The sequence below is a fragment of the Streptomyces sp. NPDC086554 genome, from assembly GCF_040686095.1.
In the GTDB taxonomy this organism is placed as follows: domain Bacteria; phylum Actinomycetota; class Actinomycetes; order Streptomycetales; family Streptomycetaceae; genus Streptomyces.
Map to the genome: position 1 here is coordinate 11,421 of NZ_JBFBJK010000041.1, position 21,270 is coordinate 32,690.

Consider the following 21,270-nt stretch of genomic DNA (forward strand, 5'->3'; position numbering starts at 1 on the left):
ATGATCACTCTGTGTATCACGCTGGGTGACGCCGGGCAATGAGGGCCCGGCGTGCCCTCTGACCAGGTCTCACATCATGCTTCACGTAAGCCGGTCGAGGTCATCCAGGTCGTCAAGGTCGCCGAGCCCGCCGCCCGTCACGACGTACGAGCAGTCGGTGTAGCGGTAGCCGGGCCTGACCTGGCTCCCCTCGGTGTTGTTGCGGACGCTTCCCGCGCTGCTCGCGCCGCGCTTGTAGAGGAAGTGGTACTCGCCGGCAGGCAGCCGCAGGGTCTTCTTCGGGTAGCCCTTGCCCGCGAGGCAGGCCTTCTTGCCCTGTGCCTTGCTCGTGTACGTCTTGCAGTTGCCGCACGCCGTGAGCTTGAGGGTGCCGGTGGTGGGCCCGGTGTAGAGGACCTCGAGCGGGCCGGGGCCGCCGTTCTCGACGACGTACTCCAGTTTCGCGCCGCCCGGCGACTTCGTGGGCGGCAGGCTCCGTCCTGCCTGGGGGCGGGCGGCGGCGATCTCTGCGGCAATGGCGATCTGCTGGGCGCGGTCGCGTTTGCCGTTGCCCCGGTAGGTGTCGGCGAAGTCGTTGAGCGTCTTGGCGGACGCGGCGAACTTGCCGTCCTTGAACTCGTCGACCCCGCAGGCGTACGCCCCGGACTCCACCGCGCTCTCGGCGTCACCGGAGAGCCCGTCGCCCGCGTCGTCCGGGAGGGCCTTCGCGGTGGAGCCGATGTTGCGGAGCTCGTCCGTGGCCTTGCAGGGGTCGGCGCCCTTCAGATCGGACGACCGTTCATCGATGGCGTCACGGATGGCGGGCTCGACCTTCCCGGCCTGGTCGGAGTCGGGGAACGTACGCAGCAGTTCACCGAACTGACCGCTGCCGCCCGCGGCCGTCCCGAGGCCTTGGGTGCCGCATTCGTACAGCGACGTGGCGAGGCGGTCGTCGGGCCAGGCGGCGAGGGAGCCGAGGCGGTCCTTGCCGAGATCGTCGGGGAGGGTGCGGAGGTATTTGAGGGGTTCGAGGGCGTCGCAGTACTTGCGCTCCTCGTACGGGGTCGCGACGGACTCGTAGTACGTCTTCAGGCTGTCCGGCACGCGGTCGGCGGCCTTCGAGCCCGGGTGGTCGTCGCCGAGGTCGCGGTAGACGGCGAGGGCGGAGCGGTAGTCGTCCTTGGCGGAGTCGAAGGAGCGGCCGTCGGCGGCCGTCACGATCCTGTCGGCCTTCTCGAGCCGCTCGAGCAGCATCTCCTCGATGGCGTCGTCGCGCGCGCCGTCGTACGCGATGACGCCGCCGGCAGGCACGGCGAGCAGTACGAGGCCGAGCCCGACGGCGACGGGGGCGCGCAGCGGCCAGGCGGTCCCGGTGCGCAGGGCGCGGCGTGCCCCGTCGGCGGCGGCCAGGACCAGGAAGGCCACATAGCCGATGAGTACGCCGCCGGGCACGCCGCCCACGTCGGCGGGCAGCGCCGCGAAGAGCAGCCCGGCGGTCGCGGCCCAGCAGAGGGCGGCCGGGAGCCACCGCTTGAGCAGGACGTAGCCGAGGCCGAGGCCGGTGAGGTTGAGCAGGGCGGTGGAGAGGGCTTGGAGGGCATCAGGGGGTGGAGGGGGTGGAGAGGGCGGACCGGCCGGGGGTGGCCCCACGGTGGGTGGGGCGGAGGGCGGCGGTGGAATGACGGGCGGCGGCGGCCCGAACTGACCGCCTTGGCCGCTCGGGCCGCTCGGCCCGCTCTGGCCGCCTTGAGACGCTTCCCTCTGATCCCCCTGATTGGCGCCCGGTACCGAGTCGTGCGGGTCCCCAGGTTGCATTTGCGGCTCCCCCCAGCCGGTGCATGCAGCGCGTTGATTTGCGCCCAATTCCCCTACGATCGGGGAAAGTTGGACACGCGTCAACTGCGGCGGCCGAGTGCTTTCGCCTGGGTGTGGGACCAGCCGGTGAGGAGAACGCCGAGGGTCAGGGCAATGACGTATGCGGCCAGGAGGGTGGGGAAGCCGCCGGGGAGCCAGCCCAGAAAACCGGTGTAGTCGTGGTCGAGGAGGATTCGGATGCCCCCTTGCGCGGAGAAGCACATCAGGACCGCGCCGAGGATCTGCAGGATGTCGTACTTCACGTTACGAACGTATCAGCGCCGGCAAGCGATTCCCTTCCCTCCATTGGGAATTCTCTCTATTACGTCACACATTCTAAGTTCTATAGTGGGTGGCGTGCGTGACGAAAAGAATGTTCGGGAGACGGCCCGCTGCACGGTCTGCCGTGCGGAAATGAGCACGGCGGGTAAGCGCGGCCGCCCCGCCCTCTACTGCTCCCGCAGCTGCCAGGCGAGGGCCTACCGACGCCGGAAGCTGACCCCCGCCCCCGAGGCCGCCCTCCCCGCGGACACGGTGACGAGCGCGCAGTCGCGCAAGCGGCGCCGCCAGATCGCCGAGGCGGTGTGGCGCATCGCCGCCGAGCGGGGTCTGGACGCGGCGAGCATGCGGGAGATCGCGGCGGAGGCCGGGGTGTCGCTCCGTGTCGTCCAGTACCACTTCGGCAGCAAGCACCAGCTCCTGGTCACCGCCCTGCACCTGCTCCACCGCGAGAACGAACGCCTGGCCAGGACCCGCGTCCACTTCGACCCCGCGAACCTGCGCGGGGTCCTGAGCGCGATGCTCGACGAGTTCCTGCCCCTGGACGCCCAACGGACCATGGCGTTGCGGGTGTTCTCCGCGTACTACGCCCGCAGCCTCACCGACCCGGCCATCGCGGCGGTCTTCCTGAGCGACGAGCATCCCCTGGAGGACCTGATCGCCGGCTTCATCGCCATGGCCCAGACGAACGGCCAGACGGCCCCCGGCCTGGACGCCCACCGGGAGGCGGACCTGCTGGTGGCGGCGGCGGTCGGACTGGGCGGGGACGTACTGCACGAGCGCCGCACGCTGGATGACGTACGCGCCACGCTCGACTATCACTTGACGAAGATCTTCAGCCCGGCGGCCTAGCCGTGGCTCGGGCTTCTGGAGTACGTCGTCGGGACGAGCGGGCTTGGGGCTCGCGCCCGATTCCCTTGCGGGCAGGCCCAATTAGCGTCCTGGACATGCGAATTGGACTGCTTGGAACGGGAAATGTGGCGCGCGCGGTGGCGACTGGCTGGAGTGCCGCGGGACATGACGTCGTGTTGGGGTCGCGAAACCCCAAGGAGCGGGGAGAGGCCGAGGAGCTGAAGGGGTTCACCCTCGCCGGGCTCGGTGCGGCGGCCGCGCACGGCGAGGTGCTGGTGAACGCCGCGCCGGGCACGGCTTCTATGGACGTACTGAAGGAGATCGGCGCGGCCGCTCTCGCCGGGAAGGTGCTTGTCGACATCGGGGTCGGCTACACCTTCACCGACACCATGGAGCTGTCCCACCCCAACTACAGCCTCAGCGAGGAGATTCAGCAGGAGTACCCCGAGGTGCGGGTGGTCAAGACGCTCGCCACCGTGGACCGGTTCGTGATGGTGGACCCGGCGAGTCTGGTGGGTCCGAGCACGATCTTCCTCTCCGGTGACGACGAGGCCGCCAAGGGGGTCACCCGCGGGCTGCTCGGCGACCTGGGATGGCCCGATGCCTCCCAGTTGGACCTGGGAGGCATCGTGACCGCGCGCGGTCAGGAACACTTCGCGCTGCTGTTCTCGGGCATCGCGGTGGCGATCGGCTCGTACGAGTTCGGCATCCAGGTGGTGCCGCAGCGGACCGCTTCCTAGCGACGGGCCAGGCGGTGGCGCCGGGTTCAGCCGGCCGGAGAGTCGCTGACCTTCCCGACCGGGCTGATCTCCAGCTTCACGGCGCCCTCGCCGTCCGAGACCGGGAGCGTGCCCGCGGGCCAGTCGAGCGTGACGTGCTTCGTCTCGTTCGGGGGCGTCACGACGAGGTTGGTGATGCGGATGCCGGAGCCGCCCGTGTTGTTGTACGGGAACGTGATGTTGAAGGCGGCGGACTCGCCGTCCTTCAGGATGTCGGGGTGCGGGGCCTCGCCGTTCCGGTCGACGGAGAGGGTGTCGCCCGTGGACGCCGTCAGGTCGACCCCCGCGTAGCCGCTGATCGAGCAGTCGCGGCCGCCGCCGTTCTTGAAGACGACGGTGACGACGCCTTCCGTCTTGTCGGTGGTGTTGTCCGTGGCGTTCACTTCGAGCTCGTCCGTACGACAGATGTCGATCTCGCCGTCGCTGTTGTCGCCGGTGCCGGCGGCGGTCCCCTGCGCGTCTTCACCACCGCCGGTGGAGCCTTCGCCGCCGCTGGAGCCCGCACCGCCGGTCGAGGCTTCGCCTGACCCGCCGCCGGTGCTGCTTCCCGAACTGCTGCCGGTGCTGCTGCCCTTGTCGTCGCCGCCCGTGCCCGCCGACGCGGCGGGGGACTTGGTCGAGGTGTCCGCCGACGCGTTGTCGTCGCCGTTGCAGGCGGTGAGCGAGAGGGCGGCGACGAGGCCGATGGCGGCGATGACGGTCTTGCGGGTGTGCTTCTTCATGGGTGGTCCCCCCGTTGAGCTCGTCCGGCTTGTCCTGCCTGCCGAGCTTGTGTGCTGGTGTCGGTCAACAGCTAAGGGGGGGTCCGGCCGGGCCAGCAAGGGATCTTGGTTCATGCGGGACGCTGGAATGCTTCCAGGGGGTCTGACCTGCGGAAATAGCCCTTGCCTGGAACGGCTGAGTGGGACGTGCCACGGTGAATACGGCGATGCGCCACGAGCCGTTGTGCGGCTCGTGGCGCATCGTGGCGTGAGGCGGCGATCGCCGTCACGTAGTGGGCGCCGTCACGCGCCCTGCCACTCCTTGATGCATGCGGTGGGCACCCAGCCCTTCTTCCCCGCGTAGCTCAGGTACACCCAGCTGTTGTCCCGCTCGCCGCAGAGCTTGTAGCTCTGGCCGGTCTGGCCGGTGTCGGTGGAGTCGCAGCCGCGGCCCACCTTGCCCTTGGGGAGCAGGCCGACGGCGGTGGCGTCCAGCCGGGTCTTCGTGCGGATCTTGACGCTCTCCTCCGCCGTCAGCTTGGCGTAGGAGCAGCCGCCGGCGGCCGCCTTGGTCGTGCCGGTGGTGTCGGCGGTGGCGATGCCGCCGGTGAGGCCGGCGAGCAGGGCGGCGCCGACGATGCCGGTCGCTGCCAACGTGCGCATCTTCATGTGCGGTTCCCCGTTGTCGTCGTGGTCGAGTTCGTGCTTTTGCTTGTTGTCGTGCTCGTCTACTTAATGCGCAGTCACGCGCATTAAGTCGATCGTCACGCTATCCGGGCGTGAACACGTCATGCAATGCGACGGCACCCCGGTACGGGGACGCGGCCGTGAAGATCTCGTGCTCATGGGATGCGCAGAGGACGCGCATTAGATTGGGCGGCCATGGAGGACCAGAGAAGGCGGAGCGGGCGGTGAGATCCGAGGGGCCGCTGGAGCGAGAACGGCCGCCGGAAACCGGGGGGCCGGTGAAGCCGGAGCGGCCGCCGCACGGCTCGGCCCGTCCCGGCGGGCGTACGGCCCGCACGCGCGCGGCCGTACTGGCCGCCGCCTTCGACGAGCTCGGCGCGGCGGAGTTCGGTGATCTCACCCTGGACAGACTGGCCGCGCGTTCCGGCGTCCACGTCTCGACCATCCGCCGCCGCTGGCGCACCGTCGAGGGCGTCGTCGTCGATCTCCTCGCCGAGCGCAGCACGACGATCCCCACCCCCGACACGGGGTCCCTCCGGGACGACCTGTGTGAACTCGGCCGGGCGATCGCTGACTTCCACGGGGCGCGGCGCAACCGGAACCTCATCGAGGGCATCGTCGCCGCGGCCGCGCGTGACGCGGGCGTCGTGGAGGTGGTCCACGAAGCGTTCACGGCCCGTACGGTTCACGTGGCGCGGATCGTGCACCGGGCGGTGGACCGGGGCGAGCTCGCCTCCGGCACGGACGCGGCCGAGGTCATCGCCGCCCTGAGCGCGCCGTTCTACTACCGGCTCCTGATCCTGCGCCGCCCGATCGACGAGCGGCTCGTTCGTACGAGTGCGGAGGCGGCGTACGTGGCTGCCCGCGCGGGGGTGTTCGGCGGGGCGTGAGCCGAGACCGGTGCCGGGTGTCGATCCGCTCAGCAGGTTTGATCATGAACGTGCGGTTGCTCTAGGGTCCCGGCGTCACGACTCGGCGGGGGAACGGATCACACCATCATGCGTACGCGTCTCAGACTGGCGGCGGTTGTCGGGGCGGCGGCTCTTGTTCTGACGGTCACCGGGTGTGAGGGAGATGAGGACGGCGGCGCGGACAAGGCGACTACAGGGTCTTCCTCGCCCTTTGGGTCGTCCTCCGGGGCGACGTCAGGCTCTGGCTCCGCGTCCAGCCCCAGCGCTCCCAGCGCTCCCAGCGCCGACACGGGCTCGGACTCCGGCGACGGATCTGCTCGTAACGGCGGGGCCAGCGGTGGGCCCGAGGTCCGCCAGAAGATGATGCTGGACAACCTGCCGGAGGCGAAGACCGTCATGGCGGCGGGCGAGTACCTTCAGCGCTTCACCACGTGCGACCGGTACAGCATCGATCCTTCCGACGAGCGCTACTACCCCATGGACGAGAAGTTCGACATGAGCTGGGGTGTGCAGTTCCGCGGGACCTGCGACGACGGTGCGGACGGCTGGATCCGGGTCTTCAAGACCAGCGACATGGAGAAGTTCCAGACGGCGTACAAGGCGGACCTTGCCGAGGAGACGAGCTCGCGGACGTGGAGGGCGGGTTCGCCATCGGCAAGGACTTCGCGGTGATCGCACCGGACGGGGAAACCCTCCGCGACTTCTCGGCCTCGGGGCTCCTGGAGCTGAACTGCAACCCGAACTTCCGGGTGCGGGGGGATGTGTCGACGGCGCCGGCGCTGGTTGATGGGTGTGTGCTGACGGATGAGTTTGTGGAGCCGGAGTAGGGGGCTTTGGTGGGCCTGTGGCTTTGATTGGCGCCGGGGCCGCCCGGTTGTCCCGAGGTTGGCGGTTCCGGGCCGGGTGTAAAGGGCGCTCCGCTGCGCTACGCGTCGGCTGCGCCGATTCCGCTTCGCTTCACCCTTGACACCCAACCCTCCACCGCGAGAAGCGAATTGACCGGGCGGCCACGAAACGGGGCTCACGGGGACGGGTCCTTGGGCCATCCGGCTTGTCTGCCGGGTGCGGACTAGTTCGTAGCAGCGCTGCCCGCTGAAAGGGCGCCGGGAGGGGGCGCGGTCGGCTCGGGGATGGGTCCCGGCTTCGTCAAGCGTCTGCCGACCGGATCTTCCGGGGCGGGCCTCAGGCGTCAGACGTCAGGCGTCAGGAGTGCAACTCGCCAAGTGCGACATTCAGTTGATCCCCGGGAGCTGGTCGGGAGGGGGTGGGTGACCTACTTCGGCAAAGTTGCGTTTCGTAGTGCCGCGCGCCCCCCTTGTGCCAGAACACTACTTTTCCAAAGTAGGTCCCCCACCCCCACCCAGCACCGGTGAAGCGTGACGGTCACCCCGGAAGATCCGGTCGGTAGACGCTTGACGAGACCGGCACCGACCCACGGACCGGCCGCGCACCCCTTCAGCGGGCAGCACTGATACGAACTAGTCCGCACCCGGCCGCGAAGCCGGACGCCCCAAGGATCCGTCCCCGTGAGCCCCGTTTCGTGGCCGCCCGGTCAATTTGCTTCTCGCGGTGGAGGGGTGGGTGTCAAGGGTGGAGCGCAGCGGAATCGGCGCAGCCGACGCGTAGCGCAGCGGAGCGCCCTTGACTCCCGGCCCGGAACCGCCAACCTCGGGACAACCGGGCGGCCCCGGTACGAACACCACCACCGGTTCAGCAAAGCCCGCCGTTGTCAGTCGACGCCCTCTACGAAGTGGTCGAACTCGCCTGCCTGTACGCCCAGTACGAATGCGTCCCACTTCTTCTGGGTGGTGGTGACCACGTTCTCGGGGTCGCTGGTTTCCCGTAGGTAGACGGCGTCGTCCTTGCCGTAGGCGATCTCGATCCAGGGACCTGGGCCTTCTTCCCCTTCGGGAGCGGCGCGGATCCAGTCGAGGTCTGCGGGGATGTTGTTGCCTTCAGGCATGGGGAGGGCGGTCCTTTCCTCAAACGCCGGACGAGTTGAGAGAGTTGAGGGTGCGTATCAGGGCTGCGAAGGCTGCCGGTCGGGCGGTGAGTATCGCCTCCGTGGGGTCGGCGCTTTCGGTCAGATAGACGTCGGTTCCGGTGGGATCGGCGGTGACGTGTACGCAGGACTCGCCCTCGCCGCAGTACGACGACTTCTGCCAGCTCATGGTGGACACATCTGCCTCTCAGAGGGTTTGGATGATGCTGTGGATGAGGGCGCGGGACTCGACCTCGATCAGGCTGAGGGCCGTTAGTCGGTCCAGTACCGTGCGGTACTTGTCGAGTTGCGCATCGGCGTCCAATAGGACGATTCCGTGGGACTGATCCAGCTGAACGGTGTCGAGCTGCGGTACTGGTCCATGGACGTAGTAGATGGGCTGCCCCGCACCTGGATACCCGCCTGCGTCGAACGGGATGACCAGGATGGAGACGTTCGGGTGCTCGCCGAGTTTGAGCAGGTGCTTGAGCTGCTGCCTGGCAATCTCACGGCCACCGAACCTCATGTGCAGTGCGGCTTCGTGAATGACCGCTCGATACGGGACTGTGTCCCGCCGGAAGAGGACCGCCTGCCGCTTGATGCGGAATGAGGTGCGGTGCTCCACCTCCGGTGGCGTCAGTTCGGGGACAACCTGGCGGAAGACCTCGCGTGCGTGCTCCGTCGTCTGGAGGAGGCCGGGGATGCCCGACGTATGCGCAGTGCGCAACTCGTGGCCGTGATGCTCCAGTTCGGCCAGGTCCAGCAGTCTCGCCGGCAGGATGTCCCGGTACTCCTCCCACCAGCCACGCTTGCGTTCGCCGGTCATCCCCGCGATGGCGTCCACCAGAGTTTTGTCCGGGCACTCGTACTGGCAGGCGAGAGCCCGCACGCGCTCCGCGCTCACGCCGAGGCGTCCGGTCTCCATGTTGCTGACCTGGGCCTGCTTCATGCCAAGGAGCCGAGCAGCTTCCGTTGACGTCAGGCCCGCCCGCTCACGCAGTCTGCGCAGCTCGGCGCCGAGGCGGAGTTGGCGTGCCGTCGGGTTGGTCCTCACGGGCATGCCTGTCGCTCCTCTGTGCTGGCCGGTCACTCACACGAGTGGCTGGCTTTGAAATTGCCCCAACTCGGCTGAAGAATATATCCAGTCCCGCTACTTTGAGGTTCAGGCGCCAACGCCCGGAAGCACCCCGCTCGACGGAGCGGCAACGTCACTGGGCTCCATGAACTACCGCCCCTGAACGGAGAGTTCCATGCTGCCCACAACCGTATCCCCGCCCTGGAGCTACACCCTCCAACTCCCGCACGACCCCCGCGCCCCCGGCATCGCCCGCGCCACGCTCAGGGCGGTCCTCGCCACCCACGGCCTCGCCGAACTCGCCCCCACCGCTGAACTCCTCGCCGCGGAGATGCTCAACAACGCCCACTGCCACACCCAAGGCTCCTACGCCCTCCGTCTCCGCGAGGCCACCCCGCAGGGGATCCGCGTCGCCGTGTGGGACTCCAACCCGCAGATCCCGCCCGGATTCGGGACCACCGGCGGCCCGCCCGCCCCGGTGGAAGCCGAGAGCGGGCGCGGGCTGCGGCTCGTACAGGCCTGTGCTGACGCCTGGGGCGGGTACCCGCTCGGCACAGGCGACCCGTCGTACGGCGGCAAGCTCCTCTGGGCCGAGTGCAGGCGGGGGTGAATGTCAGTGAAGCCGTGGAGGACCCGGCGCAGTACGGTGAGAGCGCAGCCGAGCGGGACACGGGTCCTCCCACCCGAACCTCTCGCGTAGCCACAACGTCGGAGGGACGGAGGCCGCGAACGATGTCCGAGCCGCGTGCGCCCCGCTTGTATCCGCTCCACCCTCGCCCGAGGCCGGGGAACCTGCGCGAGGTCGCAGAGAAGATCGAAGAACTGACAGGTCTGCGGGTGCAGGTGCTGGGAGGAAGCCTCGTGATGTCCCCGCCCCCCACTGGGAAGCATGCGGGAGTGGTCTTCTCTCTGCGTCGACAGATGGATCGGGCGCTGCCGGACGGGCCGCGGGCATACGAGAACTCGTCAGTGATGATGCCGGACGACCGTGATGACTATGCGACGCCGGATCTGATCGTCCTGCCCGACGCGTGGGCCGAGGACGACGACTGGTTGGCAGACCCGGTGGACGTCGCGCTTGCTGTCGAGGTGATCTCACCGTCTGAGAAGGCAAGGGGGATCAGCGAGAAGGCCGATTGGTATGCCCTCGCTGGTGTGGTGGCCCTTTTGGCCATTGATCCGAGGAAGGGCACTTGGGTGCTGTACACCCGCCCTGCCAACGGCGGCTACCAAGACGTGATGCCGGGCAAGTACGGCGAGACCGTCGGCCTCCCCGAGCCCCTTGGGCTCGACGTCGAGACGGGACAGTTCCCGGTGTACGGGGACAAGCCGCGACGGTAGGCCAAGATCACCCTGCAGCACAGGTGCCGCCTCTACACTGATCTGCGGTGGACTCCCGCGTGGTGAGGGGTGGTTGACGGTGCGTAAGGCGTGGCTGGTCGCAGCCGTCGGCATCGGTGGGGCGATGAGTTTCATCGCCCTGCTCGTCGTGGGGACGTACATGGCCGCCGGCAGCATCGCCAACGGCGCCGGGCAGGGGAACGTAGGGCTCGCGAAAGGTGCCGTGCCCGCCAGCTATCAGCCTCTCGTGCAGAAGTGGGGCAATCTGTGCAAGGCCATCAATCCGGCTCTCCTCGCCGCGCAGCTTTATCAGGAGAGTGGGTTCAATCCCAACGCGAAGAGTCCGGCCAAGGCTCAGGGGATAGCGCAATTCATTCCGGGGACCTGGGCCACGCACGGGGTCGATGGGGATGGGGACGGCGATAGGGATGTGTGGGATCCGCAGGACGCCATTCCGTCCGCCGCCTCGTACGACTGCAAACTCGCCGGATATGTGAAGGACGCCCCCGGGAGCCCGACCAAGAACATGCTCGCCGCGTACAACGCGGGCGCCTACGCCGTCATCAAGTACGGCGGCGTACCCCCTTACCGCGAGACCCAGAATTACGTGAAGACCATCACGACTCTGCAGAAGAGCTTCGCCCGGCCCACCAGCCGCGTGCAGCCCTCGCAGCAGGCCGCCGGGGCCATCTACTACGCACAGAAGAAGCTCGGCACCGAGTATCTGTGGGGCGGTAATGGGACGGCCGATCAGAACGGCCGATTCGACTGTTCCGGGCTTACGCTCGCCGCCTATCGCAGCGTGGACATCACACTGCCCCGTGTGGCGAATGATCAGTACAACGCAGGACCGCACCCGAAACGGGACGAACTGCTCCCGGGTGACCTCGTGTTCTTCTCCGACGACCTCACCAATTCCCGTGCCATCCGGCACGTGGGAATCTACGTCGGCGGCGGCTACATGATCGACGCCCCGCGGCCCGGTGCCGTCATCCGCTTCGACCCGATCGATACGCCGGATTATTTTGGCGCGACTCGCGTCACCGAGGACGGGGCGAAGGCCCTGCCCGACAAGGCAACGGCGGCCTGAGGGAAGCTGTACGGGGGGCGCACGCAGGGCATACGCGTGATGTGATGTGGCTTGAACTCTCCGTCAGCGCACTTCTCTGAGCTGCGGCGATGAGTCTCTCTTCGGTAACGTCTGAGTGATCATTCGGTGGAGGGTGGAACGTAGTGGATGGGGTCGCACGTTCCCTTGACTGGAACGCGAGACCACCCAGCAGGCAGCACTGACCACGGGGCAAGCGGCACTGATCACGGGGGTTGATGGAAGGGCGTACAAATCGTGCGCCCATGGCGAGTAGACCGAGAAGACAAGGGGCCGCAGCACCATGGCTGGACTCGACACAACAGGGTCGAACCCCGACGTCAGCCTGCTCTACGACATCAACGGCCTGGCCAAGGATTCGCCGGGCTGGCTGGCGAAATCGATGGAATTCGTCGGTGAGTACGGGCTGTTGCTCGCCCTTGTTCTTCTTGTCGTCTGGTGCTGGTGGGGGCAGCGGAAGCGGGGTGCGCTAGAGGAGGCGGCCGCTTCCGTGGCCGCCGTTGTCTGGGTGCCGCTCGCCGCCGGGATCGCGGTCCTTGTAAATGTGCCGATCCGCGGATTTGTGGAACGCCGTCGGCCTTTCATGGACCATGACGGCCTTGAGGTCCTTGTCGACGGAAAGACCGACTTCTCCTTCGTGAGCGATCACGCGACGCTGGCGATGGCTCTGGGGGCCGCGCTATTCGTCGCCAACCGGAAGTTCGGTCTGGCGGGCATTGCGATCGCACTGCTCGAAGGCTTCTGCCGGGTCTTCATGGGCGTCCACTATCCGACGGACGTCGTGGGCGGGTTCGCGCTCGGCACGGCGGTGGCGCTGCTGCTTTCGCCGCTTGCGATGGCTGTGCTCACGCCGTTGGCTATGGCTGTCGGTCGGTCCGGGCGGGTGGGGCGGCTGGTGTGGGCGAGGCCGGCGGGGGTGGCGGAGGTGGCTCGGCCGTCGTCTTCGGCGCCGACGTCGACCCCGGAAGACCGGGACCTGGCGGCGTAGCCTCCCGTCGGCCGCGCCGAAGCAGCCACCATCCGACTCCGCCCGCGGCGGCGACGATGCCCGCGGAGGCTGCGGCGAGGGGGCCTGCGGCGGGGTGGTCGTGGGTGGCCGCGTGGGCGGCGGGCGGCGCGGAGAGGGCCAGCAGGGCTGCGGCTGCCGCCGTGGCGGCACCTATTGGTCGAGTACGCATACCCCCAGGGCAACGGGCCCCCGCGAACTAGTCCACCCGAGGGCGTGTCGCGGGGGCCGTTCGAGTCGCGGGACCGGCTGTTCGGGGTACGACGACTGGCGGGGCGCCCTCCGTGCGCTAGATCGCCTGAGGGAAGTCGAAGAAGCGCTTGGGGTCGTACTGCTGCTTCAGCTTCTTCAGGCGAGGCGCCGCGTCCCCGTAGTACGCCTTGCGCCAGTTCGTCAGGGTGGGGTCCGCGTAGTTCTGGTACGCCGCGCCGGAGGCGTAGCGCGACATTGCTCCATGGGCGGTTTTCAGCCAGGCCTGGGCCGGCTTGCCGGACGTGCCCGGCCGCCATGAAGCGATGTACTGAGCCAGCACCCGAGAGCGGCGGTGGACGAAGGCTGTGGCCCCGGGGTCCACCCGGTTGATCGCGCCGCCCAACGCCGTCAGCGCGATGCTGCCCGCGCTCGCCCCCGTCACGTTCTCCACCTGCGTCAGCAGAGCCCGCACACCCGCCGCAGAAAGCGAGCGGTCGAAGAAGTCGGAGCTTGCCGCGTACGTCTCGCGGTTGAGGGCTCCCTGGGGGCTACGGCCCGGCGTCGTCCCCGGCAGGTGGCACTGGGCATCCGATGAGAAGGAGGAGCAGCCCGCGTACACCTCCATCGACTCCTCGTAGGAGCGGCGCTTCAGCGAGACGCTGCGCGCCGGGGCGCCGACCTTGTCGGCCAGGCGGTCCACCGCGTTCTGCAGGTCGCCGTACGTACCGAGAGAGAAGCACGCGACGGAGACTGTTGGGGTGCCGCCCGGCGTATTCGCCACGTGGGCGGAGGACCATATCTCGTCCGGCTGGTCGGGGCCCCACTCCTGCCACGCCTTGATGACCGCCGCCGCCTTCGACCACGGCCAGGTCATGTACGCGGAAACCCCCTGCGGGGCCTTGTGCGTGCGGAACGTCAGCTCCGTCACCACCCCGAAGTTCCCGTTGCCCGCGCCCCGCAGCCCCCAGAACAGTTCCTTGTTCTCGCGCGCGCTCGCCGTCACCAGCTTTCCGTCCGCCGTGATCAGCGTCGCCGACGTCAGGCTGTCGCAGGTCAGGCCGTACGCCCGGGAGACCACTCCATGGCCGCCGCCGAGCGTCAGGCCCGAGACGCCCACCGTCGGGCAGGAGCCCGCCGGAATCGTCACGCCCTTCGCGGCCAGTGCGCGGTAGACGTCGATCAGCTTCGCGCCCGCGCCGACCGTCGCCGTCGTCCCGCTCGCACGTGTTCTGTTCAGTTTTGATACGTCGAGGATCAGGCGGCCCGTGCCTGACGACCAACCCCCGTAGGAATGGCCGCCGTTGCGTATGGAGACCGGGATGTCGTGGGCGCGGGCGTACGTCAGAGTCGTGCGTATGTCGTCGGGACCCGCGACGTACGCGACCGCCGTCGGCTTCAGAGTGTCGTAGCGGGTGTTGTAAAGCTGCCTGGCCGCCGCCCACTTGGCCTCGCCGGGCCTGACCAGCGTGCCGTCCAGGTCCTTGGCGAGGGCCTTGAGGTTCGCCGCGGCGGACGCGGCGGCGCTCGACGTACGGATGGGAGTGCTTGAGCCCGCGGCGCTGCGGGAGGCGGCACCCCCGCCGCTGCCGGAACTGGAGCAGCCCGCGGCCGTCAGAGCGGTGACAGCGGCGGCCGCCGCGGATGTGCTGATGAACGTACGTCGTTCCATGACGCCCCTCCCGTTGCTTCCCGGAGTACGAGACGGCGTACGGGACCTCGGGGTTCCGGGAGAGGGGAGACGGAAGGAGAGGGAGGGCTTACGCCTCCGACACGTGGGACGCCGCGTCCGTCCGCGCCTTGCTGCGCGCTCTGCGGGCGGGCCCGCGCCAGCCACAGCTGCACCTGGCCGCGCAGAAGCGGCCCTGTTCGACCGTTGTCGTGCGGTGCGGTTCCTGTCCTTGTTCCTCGGCCACTGCTCCACGGTACCGATGCCGGGCCGGTGCTCTTACGCGTGACGGGGCAACGTACCGGTCGTTACACGGGACGACAGGGGGACTCGGCTCCGCACGGGAAGGCTTGGGGGTAGGCAGGCGATGGGTCAGCTGCACAGGCGCACAGTCGGGGCGGTGGTCACGGCCGCCGCGGTGGGTCTCATGGCTGTCGCAACGGGCTGTTCGGGGAGCGGGGCCGCCGCCGACGACAGCCCCCCGGGCGCCGAGGACTCCGTCGACGCGGTGCGCGGCTCCGCTGACTCCCTGGTGCGGGCCGGGAGCTCCAAGGCCCGTACGTCCATGGAGATGGCGAGCGGCGGGACCCGCGTGACCATCCGTGGGCACGGCTCGTACGACTTCAAGCGGCAGTTGGGGCGGTTCGTGGTGGTGCTGCCGAAGGATCCCGCCGGGACGGAGGAGCACCGGCCCATCACGGAGCTGATGGCCGGTGGCGCGCTCTACATGAAGAACCGGGGGGCCGGGGTGCCCTCCGACAAGTGGGTGCGGATCGACACGGCGTCGCTGTCGGACGGCAACCTCGTCGCCGGGGGCGCGACCGATCCGCTCGCCGCGGCGGAGCTGCTGCGGGGTGTGAGCAAGGCGACGTACGTGGGGGAGACCCGGGTGGCCGGGGTGAAGGTGCGGCACTTCCGCGGGAGCGCCGACCTGCCGCGCGCCGCGAGGTCCGCATCGCAGGGGCAGCGGGGGGCCCTGGGGGCGGCGGCGAAAGGGTTCAGCAAGGGCGGGGTGCCGTTCGACGCGTACCTCGACGAGCAGGGCCGGCTGCGGAAGCTGCGCCAGGAGTTCAGCGTCTCGAACGCGGAGGTGGCGTCGACGACGCTGCTCTACGACTTCGGGGTGAAGGTCGATGTGCGCCTTCCGGCGAGCGAGGACATCTTCGCGGGGAAGATCGCCGAGCAGTAGGTCTAGTCGCGTCCGGCGGTGCGGAAATGGTCCGTCCGTGCCATGCGCGGTGCGTAGGCCGCTCCCTACTCTAGGAAGTCGGTACGGGCGCAGGAAGCAAGGTCAGGAAGAGGTGATGAACGTGGCTCTGGTGCGCGGTACGACAGTTCAGGACCACGTCGCCCTCGCCGAGATCGAGCTGTGCGGGGAACTCATCATCGCGGCGAGTGCCACCGGCGAGGAGCGGCTGAGCCCCGACCGGATCGACGAGGTCCTGAAGGTCTCCACGCGGGCGCAGCAGCTGGGCGAGGACCGGGACTAGAGGACCGGGGCTAGTTCCCCCGGGGCTGGACGCGGCGGGCCCCGCCACGTCTGCAGGATATGAGCGTTACGTACGCATCATGCGGGCGATCGCCTTCGTGGCTTCCTCGACCTTCGCGTCGATCTCGGCACCGCCCTTGACCGCAGCGTCGGCCACGCAGTGCCGCAGATGCTCCTCCAGGAGCTGCAGGGCGAAGGACTGCAGGGCCTTCGTGCTCGCCGAGACCTGGGTGAGTATGTCGATGCAGTAGGTGTCTTCCTCGACCATCCGCTGCAGACCGCGGATCTGGCCCTCGATGCGCCGCAGGCGCTTGAGGTGCTCGTCCTTCTGCTTGTGGTAGCCGTGCACACCCTGGTCGTGGCCGCCGTGCTCGGAGGGCGCTTCGGTGGTCATGGCCGCGTCGGCCGCCTCGGTGGTCGTCATCGCGTCCTCCTGCTGGACAGTCCCTGGACAGTCACTGGCTTTCCTATACCCCGGGTGGGTATAGGATACTCGATTCCTCGGGGGGTGTGCTGATCACTGTGCCTGATGGGCGACACTGGGTCCCGGCCGGTTAGCCGTGGCCGGATGATGCGCCTAGCATCAGCCTGACCGAATCCAAAGCACCCCGAGGACCCCACGTGCGCTTTCGTCTGACCCCCAGGGAGACGAGCTTCTACGACATGTTCGCCGCATCCGCGGACAACATTGTCACGGGCTCGAAGCTCCTGATGGAACTGCTCGGGGCCGATGCCTCCGCCCGAGCCGAGATCGCAGAGCGTATGCGGGCAGCGGAACACGCTGGAGACGACGCGACACACGCGATCTTCCACCAGCTGAACTCCTCCTTCATCACGCCGTTCGACCGCGAGGACATCTACAACCTGGCCTCGTCCCTCGACGACATCATGGACTTCATGGAGGAGGCCGTCGACCTGGTCGTCCTTTATCAGGTCGAGGAACTCCCCAAGGGAGTCGAGCAGCAGATCGAGGTCCTGTCGCGAGCCGCCGAGCTCACGGCCGAGGCCATGCCGAATCTGCGGACGATGGACAACCTCACCGAGTTCTGGATCGAGGTGAACCGTCTGGAGAATCAGGCCGACCAGATTCACCGGAAGCTCCTCGCCCAGCTCTTCAACGGCAAGTACGACGCCATCGAGGTGCTGAAGCTCAAGCAGATCGTGGATGTGCTGGAAGAGGCCGCCGACGCCTTCGAGCACGTGGCGAACACGGTGGAGACCATCGCGGTCAAGGAGTCCTGACCCCTCCATGGACACCTTCGCTTTGATCGTGACCATTGGCGTCGCGCTCGGATTCACGTACACAAATGGCTTTCACGATTCGGCGAACGCCATTGCCACATCCGTCTCCACGCGTGCGCTGACGCCGCGCGCCGCGCTCGCGATGGCCGCGGTGATGAACCTCGCCGGTGCCTTCATGGGCAGCGGGGTCGCCAAGACGGTCAGCAAGGGCCTGATCGAGACGCCGCACGGCGACAAGGGAATGTGGATTCTCTTCGCCGCTCTGGTGGGCGCGATCGTCTGGAACCTGATCACCTGGTACTTCGGGTTGCCTTCCTCGTCCTCCCACGCGCTGTTCGGTGGAATGGTCGGAGCCGCGCTCGCCGGTGGGATCGGGGTGATCTGGTCGGGCGTACTCGACAAGGTCGTCATCCCGATGTTCATCTCGCCCCTCGTCGGCCTCGTCGCCGGCTATCTGGTGATGTGCGCGATCATGTGGATGTTCCGCAAGTCGAACCCGCACAAGGCAAAGCGCGGATTCCGTATCGCGCAGACCGTTTCGGCGGCCGGAATGGCCCTCGGTCACGGTTTGCAGGACGCGCAGAAGACGATGGGCATCGTGGTGATGGCCCTGGTCATCTCCGATGTGCAGAGCGCCGACGCGCCCATTCCGATCTGGGTCAAGATCGCCTGTGCGCTGATGCTCTCCGCCGGTACCTATGCAGGTGGCTGGCGCATCATGCGTACGCTCGGCCGCAAGATCATCGAGCTCGACCCGCCGCAGGGATTCGCCGCGGAGACCACGGGCGCGGGCATCATGTTCACCACCGCTTTCATGTTCCACGCGCCGATTTCCACGACGCATGTCATCACCTCCGCGATCATGGGTGTGGGTGCCACGAAGCGCGTAAACGCGGTGCGGTGGGGTGTCGCCAAGAACATCATTCTGGGCTGGTTCATCACGATGCCTGCGGCCGCGCTTGTTGCTGCGCTCAGCTTCTGGATCGTCAACCTCGCGTTCCTGTAGGAATGCGGGAAAGCAACGGAAAGGCCCGCCCCCGGGAGCCAGGGGCGGGCCTTTCTTGTTTCCCCTGCGGTGGCACCGCCATGCAGCACCGCAAGGAGTCGGAGGGGTCGATCAGGCTTTATCCGAAGCGGCCCGATATGTAGTCCTCGGTCGCCTGCACGGACGGGTTGGAGAAGATCCGCTCCGTCTCGTCGATCTCGATGAGCTTGCCGGGCTGGCCGACCGCCGAGAGGTTGAAGAAGGCCGTACGGTCCGAGACGCGCGCCGCCTGCTGCATGTTGTGCGTCACGATGACGATCGTGAAGCGCTCCTTCAGCTCGCCGATCAGGTCCTCGATGGCGAGGGTCGAGATCGGGTCGAGGGCCGAGCAGGGCTCGTCCATGAGCAGGACCTGCGGCTCGACCGCGATCGCGCGGGCGATGCACAGACGCTGCTGCTGACCGCCGGAGAGGCCGGAGCCCGGCTTGTTCAGGCGGTCCTTGACCTCGTTCCAGAGGTTGGCGCCCTTGAGGGACTTCTCGACGATGGCGCTCAGTTCGCTCTTCTTGTACGAGCCGTTGAGCCGCAGGCCCGCCGCCACGTTGTCGAAGATCGACATCGTCGGGAACGGGTTCGGGCGCTGGAACACCATGCCGACCGTGCGGCGCACCGCGACCGGGTCGACGCCGGAGCCGTACAGGTCCTCGTCGTCGAGGAGCACCTTGCCCTCGACGCGGCCGCCCGGGGTGACCTCGTGCATGCGGTTCAGGGTGCGCAGGAAGGTGGACTTGCCGCAGCCGGACGGGCCGATGAAGGCGGTCACGGAGCGGGGCTCCACGGTCATCGAGATGTCCTCGATGGCCTTGTGGGCGCTGTAGTAAGCGGTCAGGCCCGATACGTCGATTCGCTTGGCCATGGGGATCACTGCTTTCAGGGGGGTTACGAGAGGGTCGCTGAGTGGCCGCCCGTCGGCGGAGCCGACTGATCGATGCCTTAGCGGCCCGTCTTGGGGGCCTTCCAGCGGGCTACGCCGCGGGCCGCCAGGTTGAGGATCATGATGAAGCCGATGAGGGCGAGTGCCGCGGCCCAGGCGCGGTCGTAACCGGCCTGATTGCCCGCCGCGTACTGCTGGTAGACGTACAGCGGCAGCGAGGCCTGCGAGCCTTCGAACGGGTTCGTGTTGATCATGGGGTTGACCCAGACCAGGAGCAGGACCGGTGCGGTCTCGCCCGCGATACGGGCGACGGCGAGCATGACGCCCGTCGTGATGCCGCCGATCGCGGTGGGCAGGACCACCTTGAGGATGGTCCGCCACTTCGGGATGCCGAGGGCGAGTGACGCCTCCCGCAGCTCGTTCGGGACGAGCTTGAGCATCTCCTCGGTGGAGCGCACGATCACCGGCATCATCAGGATGGCGAGCGCCATGGCGCCGGCCCAGCCGGAGAAGTCGAAGCCCAGGATCAGGATCCAGAAGCTCAGGACGAACAGGCCCGCGACGATCGACGGGATGCCGGTCATGACGTCCACGAAGAACGTGACGACCTTGGAGAGCTTCCCGCGTCCGTACTCGACGAGGTAGATCGCGGTGAGCAGGCCGATCGGCACGGCGATCAGGGAGGCGAGGAGCACCTGCTCCAGGGTGCCGATGATCGCGTGGTAGATGCCGCCGCCGGGCTCGTCGTCCGCGACGACGCCCATGGAGTGGGTCAGGAAGTAGCCGTTGAAGACCTTCGTGCCGCGCTCGACGGTCTCGTAGATCAGCGAGGCGAGCGGGACGACGGCCAGCAGGAAGGTGACCCACACCATCGAGGTGGCGAGGCGGTCCTTGGCCTGGCGTCCGCCCTCGACGGCGACCGCGATGACGTACGAGACGACGATGAAGAGGATGGCCGCGATCAGGCCCCACTGGATACGGCTGTCGAGGCTCGCCCCCACACCGATGCCGATACCGGCGGCGGCGGAGCCGAGCGCGACGACCAGCGGCGTCCAGCGCGGGAGACGGGCGCCCTGCAGGCTGCTCGTGGGCTTGACGATGGTGGCGCTCATGCGTTGGCCCCCGAGTACTCCTTGCGGCGCGCGATGATCAGGCGGGCCGCGCCGTTGACCAGCAGGGTGATGACGAAGAGGACCAGGCCGGATGCGATGAGCGCGTCACGGCCGTACTCGCTGGCTTCGTTGAACTTGCTGGCGATGTTCTGCGCGAAGGTGCCGCCGCCGGGGTCGAGCACGGACGCGCTGATGAGGAAGGTCGGGGAGAGCACGGTGGCGACGGCGATGGTCTCGCCGAGCGCACGGCCGAGGCCCAGCATCGAGGCGGAGATCACGCCCGAGCGTGCGAAGGGGAGCACCGACATGCGGATGGTCTCCCAGCGCGTGGCGCCGAGCGCGAGCGCGGCCTCCTCGTGCATCTTCGGGACCTGCAGGAAGACCTCGCGGCTGACGTTCGTGATGATCGGCAGGATCATGATGGCGAGCAGGATGCCCACCGTCATCAGGGAGCGCGGGGCGCCGCCCTGGTACTCGAAGATCCCGGTCCAGCCGAAGTAGTCGTCGAGCCAGCTGTAGAGGCCGGTCAGATTGGGTGCGACCACGAGGGCGCCCCAGAGGCCGTAGACGATCGAGGGCACTGCGGCGAGCAGGTCGATCACGAAGGCGATGGGGGTTGCCAGCTTGCGCGGCGCGTAGTGCGAGATGAACAGCGCGATGCCGATGGCCACGGGGACGGCGATCACCAGGGCGATCACCGAGCTCACCACGGTGCCGAAGACCAGGACCGCGATGCCGAAGAACGGCTTGCCGCCGGTGGTGGTACCGGCCGGGTCCCATTCGAAGGTGGTGAGGAAGTTGCCCGTGTTGTCGGCAAGGGCGAGGGCCGCACGGTAGGTCAGGAAGGCCGCGATGGCGGCCATGATCACGAGCAGCGTGATGCCGGAGCCGCGCGAGAGACCGAGGAAGATCCGGTCACCGGGGCGGGTGGCGCCACGGGCGGCACGCTTGGGCGTGACGGCCGAAGGCTTCACGTGGTCGAGGGGTGGAGGTGTCGTCGTACTACTTGGTATATCCATGGGATTCTCCGGTCTGCGGAGCCGACCAACGCTTCGTCAGCGGGAGTCGCTCCTGGCGGCGGTGCACCGGACGGTGCG

25 protein-coding genes are annotated in these 21,270 nt (G+C 68.1%); 13 read left to right on the forward strand and 12 right to left on the reverse strand.

Annotation, left to right across the window (positions count from 1 at the left end; genetic code table 11):
• Window positions 1–81: 81 nt before the first annotated feature.
• The gene (locus tag AB0O76_RS40945) at window positions 82–1,629 is read right to left on the reverse strand and encodes a hypothetical protein (RefSeq protein WP_365502296.1); all 1,548 of its coding nucleotides are present in this window, start codon (window positions 1,627–1,629) and stop codon (window positions 82–84) included.
• 245 nt (window positions 1,630–1,874) lie between these two features.
• Complete coding sequence (locus tag AB0O76_RS40950; protein ID WP_365502298.1) at window positions 1,875–2,096, reverse strand: hypothetical protein; 222 nt, start codon at window positions 2,094–2,096, stop codon at window positions 1,875–1,877.
• A 94-nt stretch (window positions 2,097–2,190) separates the two neighbouring features.
• Between AB0O76_RS40950 and AB0O76_RS40955 the strand changes: the two genes are divergently transcribed.
• Complete coding sequence (locus AB0O76_RS40955) at window positions 2,191–2,964, forward strand: TetR/AcrR family transcriptional regulator (RefSeq protein WP_365502300.1); 774 nt, start codon at window positions 2,191–2,193, stop codon at window positions 2,962–2,964.
• A 95-nt stretch (window positions 2,965–3,059) separates the two neighbouring features.
• On the forward strand, window positions 3,060–3,704 hold the full coding sequence (locus tag AB0O76_RS40960; protein ID WP_365502302.1) for an NAD(P)-binding domain-containing protein: 645 nt from the start codon (window positions 3,060–3,062) through the stop codon (window positions 3,702–3,704).
• Between the two features lie 26 nt (window positions 3,705–3,730).
• Here the strand turns inward: AB0O76_RS40960 and AB0O76_RS40965 are convergent, their stop codons facing one another.
• Together AB0O76_RS40965 and AB0O76_RS40970 are read right to left on the reverse strand one after the other, a co-directional pair.
• Entirely contained in the window at window positions 3,731–4,465 is a 735-nt protein-coding gene (locus tag AB0O76_RS40965) for a DUF4232 domain-containing protein (RefSeq protein ID WP_365502304.1), read from the reverse strand.
• Between the two features lie 282 nt (window positions 4,466–4,747).
• Window positions 4,748–5,113: a hypothetical protein gene (locus AB0O76_RS40970; protein ID WP_365502306.1), complete on the reverse strand. Its 366-nt coding sequence runs from the start codon at window positions 5,111–5,113 to the stop codon at window positions 4,748–4,750.
• 242 nt (window positions 5,114–5,355) lie between these two features.
• Here AB0O76_RS40970 and AB0O76_RS40975 point away from each other — a divergent pair, with 242 nt between their 5' ends.
• The 3 genes from AB0O76_RS40975 to AB0O76_RS40985 all read left to right on the forward strand — a co-directional run bounded on the left by AB0O76_RS40975 (window position 5,356) and on the right by AB0O76_RS40985 (window position 6,869).
• Window positions 5,356–6,021 carry a TetR-like C-terminal domain-containing protein gene (locus tag AB0O76_RS40975; protein ID WP_365502308.1) on the forward strand — a complete coding sequence of 222 codons (666 nt, stop codon included), beginning with the start codon at window positions 5,356–5,358 and terminating at the stop codon, window positions 6,019–6,021.
• A 381-nt stretch (window positions 6,022–6,402) separates the two neighbouring features.
• A complete protein-coding gene (locus AB0O76_RS40980) occupies window positions 6,403–6,714 on the forward strand; it encodes a hypothetical protein (RefSeq protein WP_365502310.1) in 312 nt (103 codons plus the stop codon).
• The gene (locus AB0O76_RS40985; RefSeq protein WP_365502312.1) at window positions 6,711–6,869 is read left to right on the forward strand and encodes a hypothetical protein; all 159 of its coding nucleotides are present in this window, start codon (window positions 6,711–6,713) and stop codon (window positions 6,867–6,869) included. The genes AB0O76_RS40980 and AB0O76_RS40985 overlap by 4 nt, the downstream gene beginning before the upstream one ends.
• 902 nt (window positions 6,870–7,771) lie before the next feature.
• Here AB0O76_RS40985 and AB0O76_RS40990 read toward each other — a convergent pair.
• The 3 genes from AB0O76_RS40990 to AB0O76_RS41000 are packed head-to-tail and all read right to left on the reverse strand — an operon-like array spanning window position 7,772 to window position 9,083.
• Entirely contained in the window at window positions 7,772–8,005 is a 234-nt protein-coding gene (locus tag AB0O76_RS40990) for a DUF397 domain-containing protein (protein WP_365502314.1), read from the reverse strand.
• 19 nt (window positions 8,006–8,024) lie between these two features.
• On the reverse strand, window positions 8,025–8,213 hold the full coding sequence (locus AB0O76_RS40995) for a DUF397 domain-containing protein (RefSeq protein ID WP_365502316.1): 189 nt from the start codon (window positions 8,211–8,213) through the stop codon (window positions 8,025–8,027).
• An 18-nt stretch (window positions 8,214–8,231) separates the two neighbouring features.
• Window positions 8,232–9,083, reverse strand: a complete 852-nt coding sequence (locus AB0O76_RS41000; protein ID WP_365502318.1) for a helix-turn-helix transcriptional regulator — start codon at window positions 9,081–9,083, stop codon at window positions 8,232–8,234.
• Window positions 9,084–9,273: 190 nt separating this feature from the next.
• Between AB0O76_RS41000 and AB0O76_RS41005 the strand changes: the two genes are divergently transcribed.
• From AB0O76_RS41005 to AB0O76_RS41020, 4 genes are all read left to right on the forward strand, one after another.
• Window positions 9,274–9,708 carry an ATP-binding protein gene (locus tag AB0O76_RS41005; RefSeq protein ID WP_365502320.1) on the forward strand — a complete coding sequence of 145 codons (435 nt, stop codon included), beginning with the start codon at window positions 9,274–9,276 and terminating at the stop codon, window positions 9,706–9,708.
• 146 nt (window positions 9,709–9,854) lie between these two features.
• Window positions 9,855–10,439, forward strand: coding sequence for a Uma2 family endonuclease (locus tag AB0O76_RS41010; protein ID WP_365502380.1), 585 nt, complete (start codon window positions 9,855–9,857; stop codon window positions 10,437–10,439).
• 79 nt (window positions 10,440–10,518) lie between these two features.
• Complete coding sequence (locus AB0O76_RS41015) at window positions 10,519–11,529, forward strand: bifunctional lytic transglycosylase/C40 family peptidase (RefSeq protein WP_365502382.1); 1,011 nt, start codon at window positions 10,519–10,521, stop codon at window positions 11,527–11,529.
• A gap of 301 nt (window positions 11,530–11,830) precedes the next feature.
• Window positions 11,831–12,535: a phosphatase PAP2 family protein gene (locus AB0O76_RS41020; protein WP_365502322.1), complete on the forward strand. Its 705-nt coding sequence runs from the start codon at window positions 11,831–11,833 to the stop codon at window positions 12,533–12,535.
• Between the two features lie 307 nt (window positions 12,536–12,842).
• Here AB0O76_RS41020 and AB0O76_RS41025 read toward each other — a convergent pair whose 3' ends face one another.
• On the reverse strand, window positions 12,843–14,414 hold the full coding sequence (locus AB0O76_RS41025) for an FAD-binding oxidoreductase (protein WP_365502324.1): 1,572 nt from the start codon (window positions 14,412–14,414) through the stop codon (window positions 12,843–12,845).
• Window positions 14,415–14,778: 364 nt separating this feature from the next.
• Between AB0O76_RS41025 and AB0O76_RS41030 the strand changes: the two genes are divergently transcribed.
• Together AB0O76_RS41030 and AB0O76_RS41035 are read left to right on the forward strand one after the other, a co-directional pair.
• Window positions 14,779–15,600 (forward strand): hypothetical protein, encoded by an 822-nt coding sequence (locus tag AB0O76_RS41030; protein ID WP_365502326.1) that lies wholly within the window; start codon window positions 14,779–14,781, stop codon window positions 15,598–15,600.
• Window positions 15,601–15,715: 115 nt separating this feature from the next.
• A complete protein-coding gene (locus AB0O76_RS41035) occupies window positions 15,716–15,901 on the forward strand; it encodes a hypothetical protein (RefSeq protein WP_365502328.1) in 186 nt (61 codons plus the stop codon).
• A 66-nt stretch (window positions 15,902–15,967) separates the two neighbouring features.
• On the opposite strand, the gene AB0O76_RS41040 is transcribed toward AB0O76_RS41035, so the two are convergent.
• On the reverse strand, window positions 15,968–16,294 hold the full coding sequence (locus tag AB0O76_RS41040) for a metal-sensitive transcriptional regulator (RefSeq protein WP_360776674.1): 327 nt from the start codon (window positions 16,292–16,294) through the stop codon (window positions 15,968–15,970).
• Between the two features lie 227 nt (window positions 16,295–16,521).
• On the opposite strand from AB0O76_RS41040, the gene AB0O76_RS41045 reads away from it, so the two are divergent.
• Window positions 16,522–17,142, forward strand: coding sequence for a DUF47 family protein (locus tag AB0O76_RS41045; RefSeq protein WP_135330927.1), 621 nt, complete (start codon window positions 16,522–16,524; stop codon window positions 17,140–17,142).
• A gap of 7 nt (window positions 17,143–17,149) precedes the next feature.
• Entirely contained in the window at window positions 17,150–18,148 is a 999-nt protein-coding gene (locus AB0O76_RS41050; protein ID WP_365502330.1) for an inorganic phosphate transporter, read from the forward strand.
• A gap of 118 nt (window positions 18,149–18,266) precedes the next feature.
• On the opposite strand, the gene pstB is transcribed toward AB0O76_RS41050, so the two are convergent.
• The 3 genes from pstB to pstC all read right to left on the reverse strand — a co-directional run bounded on the left by pstB (window position 18,267) and on the right by pstC (window position 21,192).
• The gene (pstB, locus tag AB0O76_RS41055) at window positions 18,267–19,043 is read right to left on the reverse strand and encodes a phosphate ABC transporter ATP-binding protein PstB (RefSeq protein ID WP_360776345.1); all 777 of its coding nucleotides are present in this window, start codon (window positions 19,041–19,043) and stop codon (window positions 18,267–18,269) included.
• Window positions 19,044–19,120: 77 nt separating this feature from the next.
• Entirely contained in the window at window positions 19,121–20,173 is a 1,053-nt protein-coding gene (gene pstA / locus AB0O76_RS41060) for a phosphate ABC transporter permease PstA (protein ID WP_365502332.1), read from the reverse strand.
• Window positions 20,170–21,192 carry a phosphate ABC transporter permease subunit PstC gene (gene pstC, locus AB0O76_RS41065; RefSeq protein ID WP_365502334.1) on the reverse strand — a complete coding sequence of 341 codons (1,023 nt, stop codon included), beginning with the start codon at window positions 21,190–21,192 and terminating at the stop codon, window positions 20,170–20,172. The genes pstA and pstC overlap by 4 nt, the downstream gene beginning before the upstream one ends.
• Window positions 21,193–21,270 lie beyond the last annotated feature (78 nt).

Excerpts from the sequence above, each read along its gene's own strand:
- AB0O76_RS40960 (WP_365502302.1), top strand. The coding sequence starts at position 3,060 with ATGCGAATTGGACTGCTTGGAACGGGAAATGTGGCGCGCGCGGTGGCG.
- AB0O76_RS40965 (WP_365502304.1), bottom strand. The coding sequence starts at position 4,465 with ATGAAGAAGCACACCCGCAAGACCGTCATCGCCGCCATCGGCCTCGTC.
- AB0O76_RS40970 (WP_365502306.1), bottom strand. The coding sequence starts at position 5,113 with ATGAAGATGCGCACGTTGGCAGCGACCGGCATCGTCGGCGCCGCCCTG.
- AB0O76_RS40980 (WP_365502310.1), top strand. The coding sequence starts at position 6,403 with ATGATGCTGGACAACCTGCCGGAGGCGAAGACCGTCATGGCGGCGGGC.
- AB0O76_RS40990 (WP_365502314.1), bottom strand. The coding sequence starts at position 8,005 with ATGCCTGAAGGCAACAACATCCCCGCAGACCTCGACTGGATCCGCGCC.
- AB0O76_RS40995 (WP_365502316.1), bottom strand. The coding sequence starts at position 8,213 with ATGAGCTGGCAGAAGTCGTCGTACTGCGGCGAGGGCGAGTCCTGCGTA.
- AB0O76_RS41000 (WP_365502318.1), bottom strand. The coding sequence starts at position 9,083 with ATGCCCGTGAGGACCAACCCGACGGCACGCCAACTCCGCCTCGGCGCC.
- AB0O76_RS41005 (WP_365502320.1), top strand. The coding sequence starts at position 9,274 with ATGCTGCCCACAACCGTATCCCCGCCCTGGAGCTACACCCTCCAACTC.
- AB0O76_RS41020 (WP_365502322.1), top strand. The coding sequence starts at position 11,831 with ATGGCTGGACTCGACACAACAGGGTCGAACCCCGACGTCAGCCTGCTC.
- AB0O76_RS41025 (WP_365502324.1), bottom strand. The coding sequence starts at position 14,414 with ATGGAACGACGTACGTTCATCAGCACATCCGCGGCGGCCGCCGCTGTC.
- AB0O76_RS41030 (WP_365502326.1), top strand. The coding sequence starts at position 14,779 with ATGGGTCAGCTGCACAGGCGCACAGTCGGGGCGGTGGTCACGGCCGCC.
- AB0O76_RS41035 (WP_365502328.1), top strand. The coding sequence starts at position 15,716 with ATGAACGTGGCTCTGGTGCGCGGTACGACAGTTCAGGACCACGTCGCC.
- AB0O76_RS41040 (WP_360776674.1), bottom strand. The coding sequence starts at position 16,294 with ATGACCACCGAAGCGCCCTCCGAGCACGGCGGCCACGACCAGGGTGTG.
- AB0O76_RS41050 (WP_365502330.1), top strand. The coding sequence starts at position 17,150 with ATGGACACCTTCGCTTTGATCGTGACCATTGGCGTCGCGCTCGGATTC.
- pstB (WP_360776345.1), bottom strand. The coding sequence starts at position 19,043 with ATGGCCAAGCGAATCGACGTATCGGGCCTGACCGCTTACTACAGCGCC.
- pstA (WP_365502332.1), bottom strand. The coding sequence starts at position 20,173 with ATGAGCGCCACCATCGTCAAGCCCACGAGCAGCCTGCAGGGCGCCCGT.
- pstC (WP_365502334.1), bottom strand. The coding sequence starts at position 21,192 with ATGGATATACCAAGTAGTACGACGACACCTCCACCCCTCGACCACGTG.